18 protein-coding genes and 1 pseudogene are annotated in these 17181 nt (G+C 69.4%); 14 read left to right on the forward strand and 5 right to left on the reverse strand.

Annotation, left to right across the window (positions count from 1 at the left end):
- The 6 genes from ACGFH6_RS39415 to ACGFH6_RS39440 are packed head-to-tail and all read left to right on the forward strand — an operon-like array spanning nt 1 to nt 6070.
- Entirely contained in the window at nt 1-813 is an 813-nt protein-coding gene (locus ACGFH6_RS39415; RefSeq protein ID WP_360446295.1) for a hypothetical protein, read from the forward strand.
- Nucleotides 792-2390, forward strand: coding sequence for a murein biosynthesis integral membrane protein MurJ (gene murJ, locus ACGFH6_RS39420; RefSeq protein WP_393395156.1), 1599 nt, complete (start codon nt 792-794; stop codon nt 2388-2390). The genes ACGFH6_RS39415 and murJ overlap by 22 nt, the downstream gene beginning before the upstream one ends.
- The gene (locus ACGFH6_RS39425; RefSeq protein WP_393395159.1) at nt 2387-3412 is read left to right on the forward strand and encodes a glycosyltransferase family 4 protein; all 1026 of its coding nucleotides are present in this window, start codon (nt 2387-2389) and stop codon (nt 3410-3412) included. The genes murJ and ACGFH6_RS39425 overlap by 4 nt, the downstream gene beginning before the upstream one ends.
- Nucleotides 3413-3433: 21 nt before the next feature.
- On the forward strand, nt 3434-5158 hold the full coding sequence (locus tag ACGFH6_RS39430; RefSeq protein WP_393395162.1) for a CTP synthase: 1725 nt from the start codon (nt 3434-3436) through the stop codon (nt 5156-5158).
- Nucleotides 5155-5805 (forward strand): NUDIX domain-containing protein, encoded by a 651-nt coding sequence (locus ACGFH6_RS39435; protein ID WP_393395165.1) that lies wholly within the window; start codon nt 5155-5157, stop codon nt 5803-5805. Before ACGFH6_RS39430 ends, ACGFH6_RS39435 begins: the two co-directional genes overlap by 4 nt.
- 25 nt (nt 5806-5830) lie before the next feature.
- Nucleotides 5831-6070 (forward strand): hypothetical protein, encoded by a 240-nt coding sequence (locus ACGFH6_RS39440; RefSeq protein ID WP_393395168.1) that lies wholly within the window; start codon nt 5831-5833, stop codon nt 6068-6070.
- A 26-nt stretch (nt 6071-6096) separates the two neighbouring features.
- Here ACGFH6_RS39440 and ACGFH6_RS39445 read toward each other — a convergent pair whose 3' ends face one another.
- On the reverse strand, nt 6097-6702 hold the full coding sequence (locus ACGFH6_RS39445; RefSeq protein ID WP_393395171.1) for a hypothetical protein: 606 nt from the start codon (nt 6700-6702) through the stop codon (nt 6097-6099).
- 31 nt (nt 6703-6733) lie between these two features.
- Nucleotides 6734-7198 (reverse strand): MarR family winged helix-turn-helix transcriptional regulator, encoded by a 465-nt coding sequence (locus ACGFH6_RS39450; protein WP_393395174.1) that lies wholly within the window; start codon nt 7196-7198, stop codon nt 6734-6736.
- A 62-nt stretch (nt 7199-7260) separates the two neighbouring features.
- On the opposite strand from ACGFH6_RS39450, the gene ACGFH6_RS39455 reads away from it, so the two are divergent.
- From ACGFH6_RS39455 to ACGFH6_RS39470, 4 genes are all read left to right on the forward strand, one after another.
- Nucleotides 7261-8121, forward strand: a complete 861-nt coding sequence (locus ACGFH6_RS39455) for a sulfurtransferase (RefSeq protein ID WP_393395177.1) — start codon at nt 7261-7263, stop codon at nt 8119-8121.
- A 92-nt stretch (nt 8122-8213) separates the two neighbouring features.
- Nucleotides 8214-8447: a hypothetical protein gene (locus ACGFH6_RS39460; protein WP_393395180.1), complete on the forward strand. Its 234-nt coding sequence runs from the start codon at nt 8214-8216 to the stop codon at nt 8445-8447.
- A 13-nt stretch (nt 8448-8460) separates the two neighbouring features.
- Nucleotides 8461-8724, forward strand: a complete 264-nt coding sequence (locus ACGFH6_RS39465; protein ID WP_393395183.1) for a hypothetical protein — start codon at nt 8461-8463, stop codon at nt 8722-8724.
- Entirely contained in the window at nt 8724-10124 is a 1401-nt protein-coding gene (locus ACGFH6_RS39470; protein WP_393395186.1) for an amidase, read from the forward strand. Before ACGFH6_RS39465 ends, ACGFH6_RS39470 begins: the two co-directional genes overlap by 1 nt.
- Here ACGFH6_RS39470 and ACGFH6_RS39475 read toward each other — a convergent pair.
- Nucleotides 10089-11129, reverse strand: a complete 1041-nt coding sequence (locus ACGFH6_RS39475; protein WP_393395189.1) for an HAD-IIA family hydrolase — start codon at nt 11127-11129, stop codon at nt 10089-10091. The genes ACGFH6_RS39470 and ACGFH6_RS39475 overlap by 36 nt on opposite strands.
- Entirely contained in the window at nt 11126-11992 is an 867-nt protein-coding gene (locus ACGFH6_RS39480; protein WP_393395192.1) for a class I fructose-bisphosphate aldolase, read from the reverse strand. Before ACGFH6_RS39480 ends, ACGFH6_RS39475 begins: the two co-directional genes overlap by 4 nt.
- A gap of 197 nt (nt 11993-12189) precedes the next feature.
- On the opposite strand from ACGFH6_RS39480, the gene ACGFH6_RS39485 reads away from it, so the two are divergent.
- The 4 genes and pseudogenes from ACGFH6_RS39485 (at nt 12190) to ACGFH6_RS39500 (ending at nt 16395) form a co-directional block, all read left to right on the forward strand.
- A complete protein-coding gene (locus ACGFH6_RS39485; protein WP_393395194.1) occupies nt 12190-13266 on the forward strand; it encodes a class 1 fructose-bisphosphatase in 1077 nt (358 codons plus the stop codon).
- A gap of 12 nt (nt 13267-13278) precedes the next feature.
- Nucleotides 13279-14154, forward strand: coding sequence for a phosphoribulokinase (locus ACGFH6_RS39490; RefSeq protein WP_393395197.1), 876 nt, complete (start codon nt 13279-13281; stop codon nt 14152-14154).
- A gap of 31 nt (nt 14155-14185) precedes the next feature.
- Nucleotides 14186-15193 (forward strand): type I glyceraldehyde-3-phosphate dehydrogenase, encoded by a 1008-nt coding sequence (gap, locus tag ACGFH6_RS39495; protein WP_393395200.1) that lies wholly within the window; start codon nt 14186-14188, stop codon nt 15191-15193.
- A gap of 4 nt (nt 15194-15197) precedes the next feature.
- A pseudogene (locus tag ACGFH6_RS39500) lies at nt 15198-16395 on the forward strand (phosphoglycerate kinase).
- A 15-nt stretch (nt 16396-16410) separates the two neighbouring features.
- Here ACGFH6_RS39500 and ACGFH6_RS39505 read toward each other — a convergent pair.
- Entirely contained in the window at nt 16411-17178 is a 768-nt protein-coding gene (locus ACGFH6_RS39505; protein ID WP_393395203.1) for a CbtA family protein, read from the reverse strand.
- Between the last annotated feature and the right edge of the window lie 3 nt (nt 17179-17181).

A 17181-nucleotide genomic window follows, 5' to 3' on the forward strand; every position in this document is an offset into this window, starting at 1 on the left:
GTGGGAATTCTGAGCGCTGCCGTCGCGGCAGCCGCCACCGCCGCGCTGGAGCGCGCCGCGGAGAAGCTGCCCAAGGAGAACCGGGAGCCGTTCGAGCGGACCAACCACCGGGGCGAATCGGTCACCCTGCTGGAGGGTCCGATCGCGGTCCTCGGCGCACTGGCCGGTGTAGCCGCCGCGGGGAAGACGCCGGGCAAGGTGAAGGCCGCCGCGATCCTCGCGGGCTCGGTCTCCGGCGCGGTCGGAGCGTACGACGATCTGCGCGGGACCACGCAGGCCAAGGGTTTCCGCGGCCACCTCAGTGCGTTGAAGCGCGGTGAGGTGACCAGCGGTGCGGTGAAGATCCTCGGTGTCGGTGCCGCCGGCCTGGCCGCCGCCGCGCTGCTGCCGCGGAAGTCGACCGGGGTGAAGGCGCTGGCCGGTGTTGTTGCCGACGGCGCCTTGATCGCGGGTACGGCGAACCTGACGAACCTGCTGGACCTGCGGCCGGGCCGCGCGCTGAAGGCCGTCGCCGCGGTGAACGCTCCGCTGGCGGCCGTGAACGGGCCGGCCGGTGCGGTCGTCGGTGCGGCCGTGGCCTCGGCGCCGTCCGACCTGGGCGAGCGCTCGATGCTCGGCGACTGCGGCGCGAACGGTCTGGGCGCGATCACCGGGACGGCGCTGGCCGCCTCTTTGCCGCGGCCGTTGAAGACACTGGCGCTGGCTGCGGTCGTCGCCCTGAACCTGGCCAGCGAGAAGGTCAGCTTCACCAAGGTCATCGCGGAGAACCCGGTGCTGGACAAGATCGACCAGTGGGGCCGACGACCCAGGTGAGCACGGGCGGTCGGGTCGCCCGCGCCGCACTGCTGATCGCCGCGGTGACCGTGCTGGCGCGGGTAGTGGGATTCGGCCGCTGGCTCGTGTTCTCCAAGACTGTCGGCGCGGGTTGCCTGGCCGAGGCCTACGCGACCGCCAACCAGCTTCCCAACATCCTGTTCGAGGTCGTCGCCGGTGGAGCTCTGGCCGGTGCGGTGATCCCGGTGCTGGCCGGCCCGGTCCTGCGTGGCGATCGCGCCGCCCAGGGCCGGATCATCGGCGCGCTGCTGTCCTGGTCCCTTCTGCTGCTGGCGCCGTTCGCCGTGCTGTCGTGGGTGCTGGCGTCCAGCTACACAGACGCGATGCTGGACCCGGGCGCGGACTGCGGCGGCTCGACGGCGACGGCGACCCGCATGCTGGTGATCTTCGTGCCGCAGGTGTTCGGCTACGCGATCGCTGTGATCGCGACCGCCGTTCTTCAATCCCACAAGCGCTTCGCGGCCGCCGCGATGGCGCCGCTCATCTCGAGCTTGGTGGTCATTGCCACCTACCTCCTGTTCGCGGCCTACGCTCCCGACGCGGACGGTGCGTCGCGTGGTGCCACCAGTCTCCTGGCCTGGGGAACCACAGCGGGCGTCGCTGCGCTCGCACTCACGGTGCTGATCCCGATGCTGACGCTGCGCTTGCCGATCAAGCCCACGCTGCGGTTGGACCCCGGTGTCGGTCCAGTGCTGCGGAGGCTCGCGCTGGCCGGTCTCGCCGTACTGATCGCGCAGCAGTTCACGTTCGTCGTCACCACCTATCTGGCCAACCACAGAGGCGTTGCGGGCAGCATTGCCGTCTACTCCTGGGCGAACGCGGTCTACCTGCTGCCGTACGCCGTACTGGCCGTGCCGATCACCACAGCGGTGTTTCCGCGGCTCGCTGCGGCGTTCGACGCGGGGGAGCGCTTCGAGGTCTACGCCTCTGCCTCGACGCGCGCGGTCATGCTGGCCGGTGGTGCCGGCGCAGCGCTGCTCGTCGGTACGGCGGTTCCGGTCGCGAGGATCTTCGCGTACGACGACGGCGCGGTGCAGGAGGCCCGGGCGACGTCACTGGGCAACGCTCTGGTCGCCTTCGGTCCAGCGGTCATCGGATTCGCGGTGCTGATGCACGTCGGCCGCGTGCTCTACGCAAGGCACTCGGGCCGCGAGGTCGCTGTGGTCACGTCTGCCGCGTGGCTGCTGGTGGCTGTGGCCGGTGTGGTTCTGACGACGTCGTGGGACGCCGTTCCCGCGCTGGCGGCCGCGATGTCGGTCGGCATGGTCGTCGGTGCGGTCGTCCTGGTGGTGGTGCTGTGGCGTGAGGTCGGTCCAGCCGTCCTGGCCGGATTGACGCGTGCCACGCTGGCTGCGCTGGTTGGCGCCGTACTGGCTGGTGCCGCGGGCTGGGCTGTCGCGCTGCCGGCCGCCGACGCCGGAGTGGGCCGAGCACTCGTGTTCGCGGTCCTGTCCGGCCTGGCCGTCGTCATCGTGTACGCCGCCGTCGCGGTCGCACTGGATCGCGCGGACACCCGCGCACTGCTCCGCCGGAATCTCGTAGAGGAGACGCAATGAGGATCGGCCTGCTGCTCGCGGAGTCGCGGGGTGGCATCGGGCAGCATGTCGCCTCACTGGTACCGCGGTTCGTGGCGGCCGGCCACGAGGTCGTGGTGTGCGCACCGCCTGGCACCGCGGAGCACTTCGACTTCGGTGCTGCAACGGTCGTGACGCAGGCGCCCGCGCTCCGCGGGTCCGATGTGATCCACGCTCATGGCTACCGCGCCGGCATGGCCGCGCTGCGGGACCGGTCGCGGCTACGGCCGCTGGTGGTCACCTGGCACAACGCGGTGATCGCGCCCGGACCGCGCGGACTGGTCATGCGGCTGGGCCAGCGGCTCGTGGCCAAGGGCGCGGACCTGACTCTAGGAGCCTCTAGCGACCTGGTGGACCTGGCGAAGAGCCTGGGCGCCCGGCAGGCGCGACTGGCGCCCGTCGCGGCTCCAGCGATCCCAGAGGTCCGTACGCCGGCCGCCGACGTACGTCAGGCACTCGGACTCGGTGACCAGCCTCTCGTGGTCACTGTGGGTCGCCTGGCGCCGCAGAAGGACTATCCGACCCTGCTCTCCGTGGCTGCCCGGGTGCACGAGTCCACTCCGGACGCTGTGTTCGTGGTCGTGGGCGACGGACCGCTGCGTGACAACCTGCAGGCGCGGATCGACGCTGAGCAACTGCCGGTGCGACTGCTGGGACACCGGTCCGACGTGGCCGACCTCCTCGGCGCGGCCGACGTCTTCCTGCTCACCTCCCACTGGGAGGCCCGCGCCCTGGTCCTCCAGGAGGCGATGCAGGTCGGCGTACCGGTGGTGGCCACGGCGGTCGGCGGCATACCCGAGCTGGTCGAGGACAGCGCCGTACTGGCGTTCCCCGGAGATGGGGACGGGTTGGCCGACGGAGTCCGGGCGGTGCTGGCCGAGCCCGACACGGCGAACGCTATGCGGACGCGGGGCCGGGAGTTGGCCGCCAGATGGCCGGACGAGGACGCCGTGGCAAAGAATCTGCTCGACATCTATGCGGGTCTCGTTTCGACCACCCCTTGACAACAGGTAGGCTGAAGGCCCGTGGACAGGGCTTCGAACTTCCAGCAGACCAAGCACGTTTTCGTCACCGGTGGTGTGGCGTCCAGCCTCGGCAAGGGGCTGACAGCGTCAAGCCTCGGCAGTCTGCTGACGGCACGGGGCATCCGGGTCACCATGCAGAAGCTGGATCCGTATCTCAACGTGGATCCCGGCACCATGAACCCGTTCCAGCACGGGGAGGTGTTCGTCACCAACGACGGCGCCGAGACCGACCTGGACATCGGGCACTACGAGCGTTTCCTCGACCGCGACCTGTCCCAGGTCGCCAACGTCACGACCGGCCAGGTCTACTCCAGCGTGATCGCCAAGGAGCGCCGCGGTGAGTACCTCGGCGACACCGTCCAGGTCATCCCGCACATCACCAACGAGATCAAGGAACGGATGCTGGCGATGGCCGGCCCCGACGTCGACGTCGTCCTGCACGAGATCGGCGGCACCGTCGGCGACATCGAGTCGCTGCCGTTCCTCGAGGCGGCCCGTCAGGTCCGCCACGACGTCGGCCGGGACAACGTCTTCTTCCTGCACATCTCCCTGGTCCCGTACCTGGCGCCCAGCGGTGAGCTGAAGACCAAGCCGACCCAGCACTCGGTCGCCGCGCTGCGCTCGATCGGTATCGCCCCGGACGCGGTCGTCTGCCGCGCCGACCGGCCGATCCCGGACGGCGTGAAGCGGAAGATCTCGCTGATGTGCGACGTCGACCAGGAGGCCGTGGTCGCCGCCGTCGACTCGCCGAGCATCTACGACATCCCCAAGGTCCTGCACACGGAGGGCCTCGACGCGTACGTCGTACGCCGGCTGAACCTGCCGTTCCGGGATGTCGACTGGACGCGCTGGGACGAGTTGCTGCGGGTCGTGCACCACCCGAAGGACGACGTCACCGTCGCGCTGGTCGGCAAGTACATCGACCTGCCGGACGCGTACCTCTCGGTCGCGGAGGCGCTGCGGGCGGGCGGCTTCGACAACGACGCGCGGGTGAACCTGCGCTGGATCGCGTCCGACGAGTGCGCCACCCCGGAGGCGGCCGCGCGGTTGCTCGGTGACGTCGATGCGGTCTGCATCCCCGGCGGCTTCGGCGTCCGTGGCATCGAGGGCAAGATCGGCGCGATCCGGTACGCCCGCGAGCAGGGCATCCCGATCCTCGGCCTGTGCCTCGGCCTGCAGTGCATGGTGATCGAGGTGGCCCGCGATCTGGCCGGCTTGGTCGAGGCGAACTCCAGCGAGTTCGACCCGGACGCCGAGCAGCCGGTGATCGCGACGATGGAGGAGCAGAAGCACATCGTCTCCGGGTCCGGCGACCTCGGCGGCACCATGCGGCTCGGCCTGTACCCGGCGAACCTGGCCGACGGCTCGATCGTCCGCGACCTGTACGGCGCTCCGTCCGTGCAGGAGCGGCACCGGCACCGGTACGAGGTCAACAACGCCTACCGGGACAAGCTGGAGACCGCCGGCCTGGTGTTCAGCGGACTGTCGCCGGACAACGAGCTGGTCGAGTTCATCGAGCTGGACCGGTCGCAGCACCCGTACTTCGTCGCCACCCAGGCCCACCCCGAGCTGCGGTCCCGGCCGACCAAGCCGCACCCGCTGTTCTCCGGCCTGGTCGCCGCTGCGCTCGTCCGCCAGCGCGAGTCCCGGCTGCCGGTCGAGGAGCCTGCCGTCGCCAAGAAGCCCGCGGCCAAGGCCAAGCCAGAAGCGGTCAAGGCTCGATGAAGGAGCACCCCGAGCTGCGGTTCGGCGGCGGCCTGGAGGACGTACCCGAGCGGTGGCCGGTCACCTCGTCCGAGGTGGTGCACGAGACCGGCCGGGTGATCTCGGTACGGCGAGACACCGTGCAGCCGGACGGTCGCGACTCGTTCGTGCGTGATGTGGTCGTCCACCCCGGCGCTGTCGGGGTGGTGGCTCTGGACGGTGCCAACCGGATGCTGCTGGTCCGCCAGTACCGGCACCCGGTCGGCTACCGGCTGCTCGAGCCGCCCGCGGGATTGCTCGACGTACAGGGCGAGCAGTACCGGCTCGGCGCGGAACGGGAGCTGTGGGAGGAGACCGGCACGAAGGCCGCCGACTGGCGGGTGCTCGTCGACGCCTTCACCTCACCCGGTCTCACCGACGAAGCGATCCGCATCTTCCTGGCCCGCGACCTGTCCGAGGCCCCCGAGGCGTTCGAACGCCGCCACGAGGAGGCGGACATGGAGACGGTCTGGGCTCCCTTGGTCGACGTCGTCGGCGCCGCCCTGGCCGGCCACCTCCACAACCCGATCCTCGTCATGGGCTCCCTCGCCGCCTGGACCGCCCTCAACGGCCCCGGCTTCGACTCTCTCCGCCCCGCCGACGCCCCCTGGCCCGCCAAGGATCACTGACGGCCGCTGGCGGCTTGTTCGACCGATGGCGGGAAAACTTCCGGTCAGCGGTGAGAGAACCCGCCAGCGAGCCTGGTTCCGGAACGGCAGCCAGTTCTTTCTCGTGTCCGCGGACTCGCGGCTGCGCCCGGACTACACCGTCTTCGGGTCCGTCGATCGGCTCGGCCTGAAGGTCCTGGATCGGGTCGCGGCCGGCGGCGTCGTACCGACCCCGGACGACCCGGCGCCGGTCGACGGGACGCCTCAGCGCAAGACCGACACCTGATCGCCCGGTCGCTCGGCGTCAGGTAGTCAGCCCAGGCCGATGCCCATGGCTTCGCCGCCGTCCTCCACCAGGGCGGCGGCGACCAGCCGCGCGTTGGCCGCGAGTTCCTCGGCGGGGATCTTCGGCAGCATGTCGTCCCAGGCCGCGATCATCGCCCCGCGGAGCTGCATCATTCCGACCGGCCGCGCCAGGAACCACAGATGGAAGTGCTCGCTCCCGTCACCCCACCGGCTGAAATGCGTCCGCCCGACGCCGTCGATCTGCCGGATCGCGTTCGCCACCCGCTGGATCAGCGGCCCCAGTGTCGTGGTCAGTTCGGGTGGCATGTTGTCCAGCCGGTAGTGCTCCGCCGGCTCCAGCACCGCGACGAACGGCAGCCCACCCGGCTCGAAGGTCTTCAGCTGCCACTGCTCGTCCCGCCAGATCACGGACCGATCCGGATCCGAGCACTTCGGACACGGCTCGCCGCCCTCCTCACCTCGCCGCGGCGGCTCCGGCAACACCGGATCGGCCAGCGGGACGACCTGGAGGTCTCCCTCGAACGGAAAGAACGGTCCACCCAGCAAGGGCTCGGCCGACATGCGTTCGCCGTACGGAAGCCGGCGGTGGTACTCGGACGGAAGCTCGGTCATCCCCGCATTCTGCCCGACCGGCCGGGCCGGGTCAGCTGGGTTCCTTCGCGGCGGCGATGACCCGGGTCAGGCGTTCGTGGAGCTGCATCAGCTCGTCGACGTCCATGCCCAGGCGGTCGACGATTGCCGGTGGCACCTTCAGCGCCTCCTTGCGAAGGGCCCGCCCTTTCTCCGTCAGGGAGACAGCGAGTGAACGCTCGTCCCTGGTGTCGCGATCCCGGCGCAGCAGGCCCGCGGTCTCGAGACGTTTGAGCAGCGGGGACAGCGTCGCCGGCTCGAGCTGCAGCATCCCGGACAGGTCCTTGACCGAGACCGGCTCGAACTCCCAGAGCGCCAGCATGACGAGGTACTGCGGGTGCGTCAGCCCCATCGGCTCCAGGACGGGCCGGTAGAGCGCGATGACGCTGCGCGCGGCGATCGCCAGCGCGAAGCAGACCTGGTGCTCGAGCGCCAGCGGGTTCTCGAGGTCGGTCTGTCTCAGCTGTCGTTCGGCCACACCGTGAGTGTACCAATCTTGCGTACGCTAATGGTTAGCGCACTAATTAATGAGGAGGAACGATGGCCCGAGAGCACGTGCTGGTCGATGGCGACTGGCTCGAGAAGCAGCTCGACGACCCCGCCGTGGTGGTCTTCGAGGTGGACGAGAACAGTGCGGCGCACGCCGCTCGGCACATCCCGGGTGCGCTCGCACTCGACTGGCGGACCGACCTTCAGGACCCGCTCCGTCGCGACCTGATCGGCCAGGACGCGTTCGAGCAGCTCTTGACCACGCACCAGGTCGCGCCGGACGACACGGTGATCCTGTACGGCGGGGACAACAACTGGTTCGCGGCGTACGCCTACTGGTATTTCAAGCTCTACGGTCATCGCGACGTGCGCCTGCTCGACGGTGGCACCAAGCGCTGGGAGCTCGACGGGCGACCCCTGACCGATGCTGAGACCGTACGTCGGCGTACTCCGCGCCCGGCCGCCTATCGCGCCCAGCCCGCGGACGGAAGCCTGCGGGCCTACCGGGACGACGTCATCGCCGCCATCGGCAGGGACAGCATCCTCGACGTCCGGTCGCCGGCCGAGTTCTCCGGCGAGATCCTGGCCCCGGCGCACTTTCCGCAGGAGCAGCCTCAGGTTCCGGGCCATGTTCCCGGCGCGGTGAACGTGCCGTGGTCGCAGGCCGTCGCCGACGACGGCACCTTCCGCACCGATGCACAGCTGCGCGACCTGTACGCCGGCGCCGGACTCGCGCTGGCCGGACCCGGCGGCGAGGCTGCCCCCGACATCGTCGTCTACTGCCGGATCGGCGAGCGCAGCGCACACAGCTGGTTCGTGCTGCACGAACTGCTGGACCAGCCGTCGGTCAAGAACTACGACGGTTCCTGGGTCGAGTACGGCTCTCTGATCGGTGTGCCGGTCGAGGTGTGACGAGCCCCTGGCGGCCGTTGCAGACCTCTGCAACGGCCGTGCAACAGGGCAGCGGACCATCTCCTCACGACCCCCACAGGCCAGGAGATCCGATGAACCTCAACAGCGAAGGCCACTGGAAGCCCGACGTCATCATCGCCTTGTGCCGGCAGCTCTACGCCCTCGCGAAGCGCGAGGAGGAGGCTGCCGCGGACGAGGCCGCGCGTACGCCGTACTGGGCGTCGCTCCCGGCATCGGTCGAGGCACATCGGAGCGCGGCCCGGATGCTGCGGGCCGATGCCGACCGCCTCGAGCTCGAAACCCGTCCCTGGGGCGTTCCGATCTGAGGAGGTGAGTCCCGTGTTGATCGAGAGCTCAGAAGTGGATGAGGTGGTGCTGGCCTGCGAGTCGTCCCAGTGTGACGGCCGGCAAGGCGAGCACGAGTCCGAGACCGTGGCGTACTGGGAGACGCCGGACTCCGGCACGCTGGTCACCCGGACGTCCTGCCGGCGGTGCAGCCTGGCGACGATCATCCGGCGATGGGTCGGCCCGGCCCGTCCGGAATCCCACGACTGCGGCTACTACACCGGCGCGTCGGGCTCCTGCTCCTACTGCAGCTGGTGATGACAGCGGCCTGGCCGGACCTGGCCACGCTCCGGCGCGACCAGATCTCCGGCGACCTCACCTCTGTTGCCCTGGTCAACGAGTGTCTGGACCGGATCGCCGAGCTCGACTCGCGGCTGGGCGCCGTACTGGCGCTCAATCCGTTGGCAACGAGCGAGGCGGCCGCCGCGGACGAGCACCTCAGACGAACCGGCGAGGTCCTCGGTGCGCTGCACGGGATCCCGATCCTGGTGAAGGACGTGTTCGAGACGCGCGGGATCCCGACGAGTTTCGGTTGCCACGCCTTCCGCGACTACCTTCCGGAGGCCGACGCCGAGGCTGTACGGCGACTCCGGGCGGCCGGCGCGATCATTCTCGGCAAGACCGCGACCCCGGACTTCGCGATGTCGTGGTTGTTCGACTCGTCCATCGGCGTCCGGACCATCAACGGACGATCGCCGCTGCACGATGCGGGAGGCTCCAGCAGCGGGTCGGCGGTCGCGGTCGCGGCCGGACTGGTGCCGGCCGCACTCGGATCCGACACGGGTGGATCCGTGCGAGTCCCGGCGTCCTTCAACGGGGTGGTCGGAATGCGGCCGACCCCTGGCCTGGTGCCGGCCCACGGGCTGTCCGCGTTGGTGTCGATGCAGGACACCCCAGGTCCACTGACCAGCTGTGTCGACGATGCCGAGCTCCTCCTGGCCGTACTCTCCGACGGGCGTCTACCGGTGAGCGAACCGACGCGACCGCTGGAGAGCTACCGGCTGGGTCACCTCGTCCGGCCGGACGATCCGGTCGCGTGGGACGGCTCGGACCAGGTCTCGACAGTGTTCGGCAAAGCACTCGCACGACTCGGCGTCCCCGTTGCCGACGTCGAGGTGCCGGCACTCGAAGGTTTGCTGCGGGACAGCTCGCCGTACGTCGTTGCGGCTCGAGCCGACCTCGACGCCTTCCTCGCTTCCCGTCCGGCGCTTCGGGGCAGGTCCTTCACCGAGCTGTACGACGAGGGAGTCTTCCCCGAAGAGCTGGATCTCGCCGAGCTGCTCGCGACCCGCTCGTCACCCAGTGTTCGGGGGCGCGTGGAACTGCTGGCCGGGCGGCGCCGGCTGCGCGAAGCGATGGTCAACGTGATGACCAGCCGCGGTCTCGACGCTCTCGTGTACCCGACGGTTCGCGTGCCTGCGCCGCGGCGGGACCGAGACCGGCTGCGACTGCCGAGCCGCGCGCTGCCCGTCAACACACTGGTGGCGTCGCAGGCCGATCTGCCGGCGTTGACGCTGCCGGTGGGCCGGACGGACGAGGGTCTGCCGGTCGGCCTCGAGCTGCTCGGACTGCCTGCCAGGGATGCGGGCTTGCTGCGCCTGGCGCGGCTGGTGGAGCGGGCCTCAGACACCCAGCCGGCGTTCGAGTGCCGCCCATAAGGCAAGGTCCGCGACGAGCGGCAGTTCGTGGTCGCGCGCATGCCATGCCGCCGAGACGATTGCCTGGAGCAATCGATGCCGCGCGACCGGACGTCGTACCGACAGCACGCCCTCGGGTGACAGCTCGACGGCGTCGTCGGGTCCGGGCCGCCGGCACAGGCCCGGTTGGAGCAGACCGGACAGGTCGAATCCGAAGTACGTCGGTCGCGCGTCGTCCTCTGCGAAGGCCAGGTCGCGCAGAGTGCTGGCGCCGCCCAGCACGAACATCGAGTCCAGGCCGGCCGCGCTGGCGCCGGCGATGTCGGTGTCCAGGCGATCGCCGACCATGATCGTTTCGGAGCGATCGGATCCGAGCCGCGCACGGGCGAGATCGAACAGCGCCGTACCGGGTTTGCCGGTCACGTGCGGGGCGGCCGGCGTCGTGGTCTGCACCGCACCGACGAAGGCGCCGTTGCCCGGCGACAGTCCGCGTGAGGTCGGCACCGTCGCATCGAGGTTCGTGGCCACCCAGATCGCGCCCGCCTGGACCAGGTAAGCGACCTCGGCCAGGTCGCGCCAGGTCACGTCCTGCCCTGCACCCTGGACGACCGCTTCAACCGTCTGCCCATTGGCGAGTTCGGTGACCCGAAGTGGCGTCAGACCTACCTCAGTGAGTGCCTCAGGCACGCCGGGTCCACCGACTGCGAAGACCGGCGCTCCTGGTCGGAGCCGTTCGGCCAGGTACGCCGCAGCCGCCTGTGAACTGGTGACGACTGACCAGCCCTCGTCGCTGAGCCCCAACTCACGCAGATGCTCGCGAGCAGCGTCAGGGGAGCGGGACGCGTTGTTGGTCGCGAACACGACTGGCACCTGGCCGGCGATCATCGCGTTCAGACTCGGAACCGCACCCGGCACTGCCTGTGCACCGCGGTACACCACACCATCGAGGTCGCAGATCACCCCGCGGTACTTCGCCAGGACCGGCTGGGATCTGTCGATGACGGCCGTGTCGTGGAGATGGCTCACGAAGCGGTCCCGCCGGACACCAGCGCGGCGGCCACGGAATCGCCGGCCTGCTTGCAGTTGTCGAGCAGTACGCGCTTGTAGTCGGCGTCACGGCCCCAGGCCTCCGCGGCCGCGGCGATCAGTGGGCGTGAGAATCCGAAGGTCACGCGCCAGGGTTGACCCGGGACCGAGGCGATGGCCTCCAGGTGCGCGCAGGCTCGGTCGAGAGGTTGGCCGCCGGAAAGCAGCAGTACGCCGGGGGTTTGTGCCGGAACACCCTTCTCCAGCAGGGCCACGGTCCTTCGAGCGACCTGCTGGGAGTCCGCCGGCACCGGGTTCGTGAGTCCGGGCACGACCATGTTGATCCGCAGCAGCAGGTGGTGGAGATCGACGCCGACCCGGTCGAGCTCGTCGCGAAGGGCGAGCAGCGCGTTGGTCGTGACGGCCTGGGTGACAGCGATGCTGGACGCTCCGAGCTCCGGCATGGCGATGGTGAGGACGGGAAGGATTCCCTGGGCCTGCGCCGCCGCCGCGCCCAGCGCCAGCGTCTCGACACCGACGTGGACAGAGCCGCGCGGAATGTCAAGCGGTGATAGGTTCTCGCGCCACTCGGCGAACGACGCGCCCGCTGGTACGTCGGCCTCCGCCGCCGTCATCCGCACACCGATCAGTGGCGCGGCCTGCGTCGTCCCGAGCGCGGCGAAGGTCCCAGGAGTCAGCAGCACCGCCGAGACGTAGTTGCTCAGGCCTTCCGTCCGCAGAACCGCCGCGGCGAAGGAGTGAGCCTGGTCGGCGCCGACGAGAGCCTCGGCGTACTCGTCCACGACCAGCATTCCCTTGGGTGGTGCCAGGATCGCGGCGGCGGTCTCGTCCATCGTGGGCATTTCGGCCTCCCTGCAACGGATGTACGGCGTTGTATCGACGCTAGGCAGCCGTCCGCACGATCGATTCACCCGCGGGGCTGAGTGTGTGGGTGATCCGGCGTACGACTCCCACCCCCGCGGTCACCCCTCGGGTGGATGCCGCGTGGTGGAGGCAATGGTGTGCTCGGGGCAGCCCACCCCTGCCGCGAGGAGTGCCCATGCTGACCGAACGCCAGACGCTGACCCAGTTCCTGACCGAGGACCGTCGTCGTCACCCCGGTGCGAGTGAAGAAGTCGACTCGCTGATCCTCGACGTCGCGCTGGCTTGCAAGGCGATCTCGAAGCGGGTCGCGTCCGGGGCACTGGCCGGCGTACTCGGCGCTGCCGGGGCGACCAACGTGCAGGGCGAGCAGCAGCAGAAGCTCGACGTACTGGCCAACGAGATCTTCGTGCGCACCAACGAGTGGGGCGGTCTCGTCGCGGGCATGGCGTCCGAGGAACTCGAGGCGCCGTACCAGATCCCGGCGCACCATCCGCGTGGCAACTGCCTGCTCGTGTTCGACCCGCTCGACGGATCCTCCAACATCGACGTCAACGTCTCGGTCGGGAGCATCTTCTCGATCCTGGCCGCTCCGGTCACCGGGCCTGACGTCCAGGTCGCGCACTTCCTCCAGCCCGGAACCGAACAGGTCGCCGGCGGCTACGCGATCTACGGTCCGTCGACCGTTCTGGTGCTCACTGTGGGAACCGGCGTGCACGCCTTCACGCTGGACCCGGGGCTGGGGGAGTTCTTCCTGACCCACCAGGACATCAAGGTGCCGCAGGCAACGGCCGAGTTCGCGGTGAACACCTCGAACCGCCGGTTCTGGGAGCCGGCCGTGCAGCGCTACATCGACGAGTGCCTGGCCGGTACGACGGGTCCGCGGCAGAAGGACTTCAACATGCGCTGGGTCGCCTCACTGGTGGCCGAGACGCACCGGATCCTGACCCGTGGCGGCGTGTTCCTGTACCCGCGCGACTCCAAGGACCCCGCACAGGAAGGCCGGCTCCGGCTGCTCTACGAGGCGAACCCGATCGCCTTCCTGATCGAGCAGGCCGGCGGCCGCGCGATCACCGGACGCGAACGCGTACTCGAGGTCAGGCCCACGCAACTGCACCAGCGGATCGGGCTGATCTTCGGCTCGCGCGAGGAGGTCGACCGGATCGAGCGGTACCACGCGGAGTCCGGCGGCGACCCCGAGCAGCAGGGCAATCCGCTGTACGGCTTCCGCGGTCTGTACCGCGCCACCGCCTGAGGAGTTGGTCCCATGTCAGCCAAGCACCCCGTCGTCGCGATCACCGGCTCGTCCGGAGCCGGCACCACCTCGGTGATGCGGACCTTCGAGCAGATCTTCCGGCGCGAGCAGGTGAACGCCGCCTTCGTGGAGGGCGACAGTTTCCACCGCTACGACCGGATGGGGATGAAGGACGAGATGACCCGGGCGTTCGCCGAGGGGGATCACACCTTCAGCCACTTCGGTCCTGACGCCAACCTCTTCGAAGAGCTGGAAGGGCTGTTCCGGCAGTATGGCGAGAGCGGCGGCGGCCGCGTGCGCAAGTACCTCCACGACGAGCAGGAGGCAGCGCCGTACGCGCAGGATCCCGGGACGTTCACACCCTGGGCCGAGCTGCCCGATGACACGGATCTGTTGTTCTACGAGGGTTTGCACGGCGCGGTGGTCACCGAGAAGGTCGACGTCGCGCAGCACGCCGACCTGCTGATCGGTGTGGTGCCGGTGATCAACCTGGAGTGGACGCAGAAACTGCATCGGGACAAGGACAAGCGCGGCTACTCGACCGAGGCCGTGACGGAGACCATCCTGCGGCGGATGCACGACTACGTGAACTACATGTGCCCGCAGTTCTCCCGTACGCACGTGAACTTCCAGCGGGTGCCGGTGGTCGACACGTCCAATCCGTTCATCGCGCGGACGATCCCGACGCCGGACGAGTCGATGCTCGTGATCCGGTTCAAGGACCCCCGCGGGATCGATTTCCCTTACCTGCTGTCGATGCTGCACGACTCGTTCATGTCGCGCCCGAACACCATCGTCTGCCCCGGCGGAAAGATGGATCTGGCCATGCAGCTGATCTTCACCCCGATGCTCTGGCGCCTGCTCGACCGCCAGGCCAAGGCCCGCTGATCCCTGTCCCCGAGTTCTGGAGGCTCCATTCATGACTGTTCGTGTCGGCATCAACGGCTTCGGCCGGATCGGCCGCAACTTCTACCGTGCTGTCCGCGCTTCCGGGGCCGACATCGAGATCGTCGGCGTCAACGACCTGACCGACCGGTCGACGCTGGCGCACCTGCTGAAGTACGACTCGATCCTCGGCCGGCTGGACGCCGACGTCCGGGCGGCCGACGACGCGATCGTCGTCGGCGACGCGTCGATCGTCGCCCTGGCCGAACGCGATCCCGGGAAGCTGCCGTGGAAGGACCTCGGGGTCGACCTGGTGGTCGAGTCGACCGGTTTCTTCACCGACGCGAACCTGGCCCGCGCGCACGTCGACAGCGGCGGCGCCCGGAAGGTGATCATCTCGGCGCCGGCGACCAACAACGACGTCACGATCGTCATGGGCGTCAACCACGACCAGTACGACGCCGCGGCGCACACGGTGATCTCGAACGCCTCCTGCACCACGAACTGCCTCGCGCCGATGGCCAAGGTCCTGCACGAAGGGCTCGGGATCACCAAGGGCCTGATGACCACGATCCACGCCTACACCGCCGACCAGAACCTGCAGGACAACATCCACAAGGACCTCCGCCGGGCGCGGGCTGCCGCGATCAACGTCGTACCGACGTCGACCGGAGCCGCGAAGGCCATCGGGCTGGTGCTGCCCGAGCTGAAGGGAAAGCTGGACGGGTACGCGATCCGGGTGCCGGTGCCGACCGGATCGGCGACGGACCTGACCTTCGACGCGGCGCGGGACACCTCCGTCGAGGAGGTGAACGAGATCGTCCAGGCGGCGGCCGAGGGAGACCTCAAGGGCTACCTTCGCTACTCCACCGACCCGATCGTCTCGTCCGACATCGTCACCGATCCGGCGTCCTGCGTCTTCGATGCTCCGCTGACCAAGGTGATCGGCAACCAGGTCAAGGTGGTCGGTTGGTACGACAACGAGTGGGGTTACTCCAACCGGCTCGCCGATCTCGTCGCCCACGTCGGCGCGAGCCTCTGAGCCGATGGCAACCATCGACGACCTCAGCCGTGAACTTGGTGGCCTCCGTGGCCGGCGCGTCCTGGTCCGCTCGGACCTGAACGTCCCGCTCGACGGCGGCGCGATCATCGACGACGGCCGCATCCGGGCCAGCGTCCCGACAATCCAGCAGCTGGCCGACCGGGGTGCCAAGGTCGTGGTGACCGCGCATCTTGGCCGGCCGGACGGAGCACCTGATCCGGACTTCTCCCTGGCCCCGGGTGGCCGAGCGGCTCGGCGAACTGGTCGGTGCCGCGGTCGCGTTCGCGACCGACACCGTCGGTGCCAGCGCGCAGACCACGGTTGCTTCCCTGCCAGAAGGCCGGGTCGCGTTGCTGGAGAACGTCCGCTTCAGTGCCGCCGAGACCAGCAAGGACGACGCTGTGCGTGGTGAGTTCGCTGACCGGCTGGCGACTCTCGCCGATGCCTTCGTCAACGACGGCTTCGGTGTGGTGCATCGCAAGCAGGCCTCGGTGTACGACGTCGCGCAGCGGTTGCCGGCTGCGATGGGACAGCTCGTCGCCGCGGAGATCGACGTACTCCGGCGGCTCACTCGAGTCCCGGAGCGCCCGTACGCCGTTGTGCTCGGTGGAGCGAAGGTTTCCGACAAGCTCGGCGTGATCGACAACCTGCTCGGCAAGGCCGACAGGCTGCTGATCGGTGGCGGGATGGCGTACACGTTCCTGGCCGCTCAGGGGTACGAGGTCGGCAACAGCTTGCTCGAGCGGGATCAGATTCCGGTGTGCCGCGAGTACCTCGAGCGTGCGGCGGACCAGGGCGTCGAGCTCCTGTTGCCTACCGACGTGCTGGTCACGGACAGGTTCGCTGCCGACGCTGTGGCCGAGGTCGTGCGTGCCGACGAGATTCCGGCCGACCGGATGGGGCTGGACATCGGACCCGAGTCCGCGAAGGTCTTCGCTGCCGCACTGGCAGACGCCAGGACAGTGTTCTGGAACGGTCCGATGGGGGTCTTCGAGTTCGAGGCGTTCGCCGGCGGTACCCGGGCTGTCGCGCAGGCGCTGGTCGAGCTCGATGGGTTGTCGGTCGTCGGCGGTGGTGACTCCGCGGCCGCCGTAAGGCTTCTGGGGTTCGACGAGGAGGCGTTCGGTCACATCTCGACCGGGGGAGGCGCTTCGCTGGAGTACCTCGAGGGCAAGGCCCTCCCCGGCATCGAGGTTCTCTGATGCCGGGGAGGTTGTTCAGCGACCGTTCAGGACCCGGTGAGTGCGGTCGTACGCCGTGGCGCTGTGACGCGCCCGGGCCAGCAGCGTGCCGGTCACCAGACCCAAGGTGGTCCAGAGAATGGCGAGCGTGCCGAGTGACCTGAGCCGGAACTGCCAGACCAGGCCGGCCCCGACGTCAGTGGGAATCGCGTCGGGGGCGGCCGGCAGTCCGGCGAAGAGGATGACGCAACCGGCGGCCACAACGCCGAGGATGCTCCAGGACAGGCGAGTGGTCGACCATCCTCGCCGCAGGGCGGCGCGGATGACGGCGAGCAGCGCCGTGACCGTCAGCGCCGCGATGGCGATCGCGCAGCCGTAGAGGAGCGTGCGTTCGGTGACCGTGTCCGGGTCGCCGACGGCCGGCGGGTTGGCGGGGTACTTGAGGCCGGGGGCGAGGGCGAAGATCGTGAAGCCGGCTCCGGCCACGACCAGCGCGCCGGTCAGGTCGCCGAGCTTCGACGACCGGCGGAAGCGGCTCAGGGCAACGGCGTACAGCACGGACACCAGTACGGCGGCGACGATCACTGCGATCGCACCGCCGACCTGCTGCAGGCCGCGCGAGACGAGCTCGGCCTCGTGTGTGTGTTCGCCCTGCGCGTGCTCCATGGCGGCGCGGCTCTCCTCCACCTCCAGGGCGAGCCGGACGGTCGGTTCGACGACCACGAAGCTGAAGACCGCGGCGACCCCACCCGCCGCGAGTCCGCCGGCGAGTGAGGCGCGAAAGGTTGACGGCCAGAGATTCATCGC

The sequence above is a fragment of the Kribbella sp. NPDC049227 genome (assembly GCF_043197265.1).
Taxonomy (GTDB): domain Bacteria; phylum Actinomycetota; class Actinomycetes; order Propionibacteriales; family Kribbellaceae; genus Kribbella.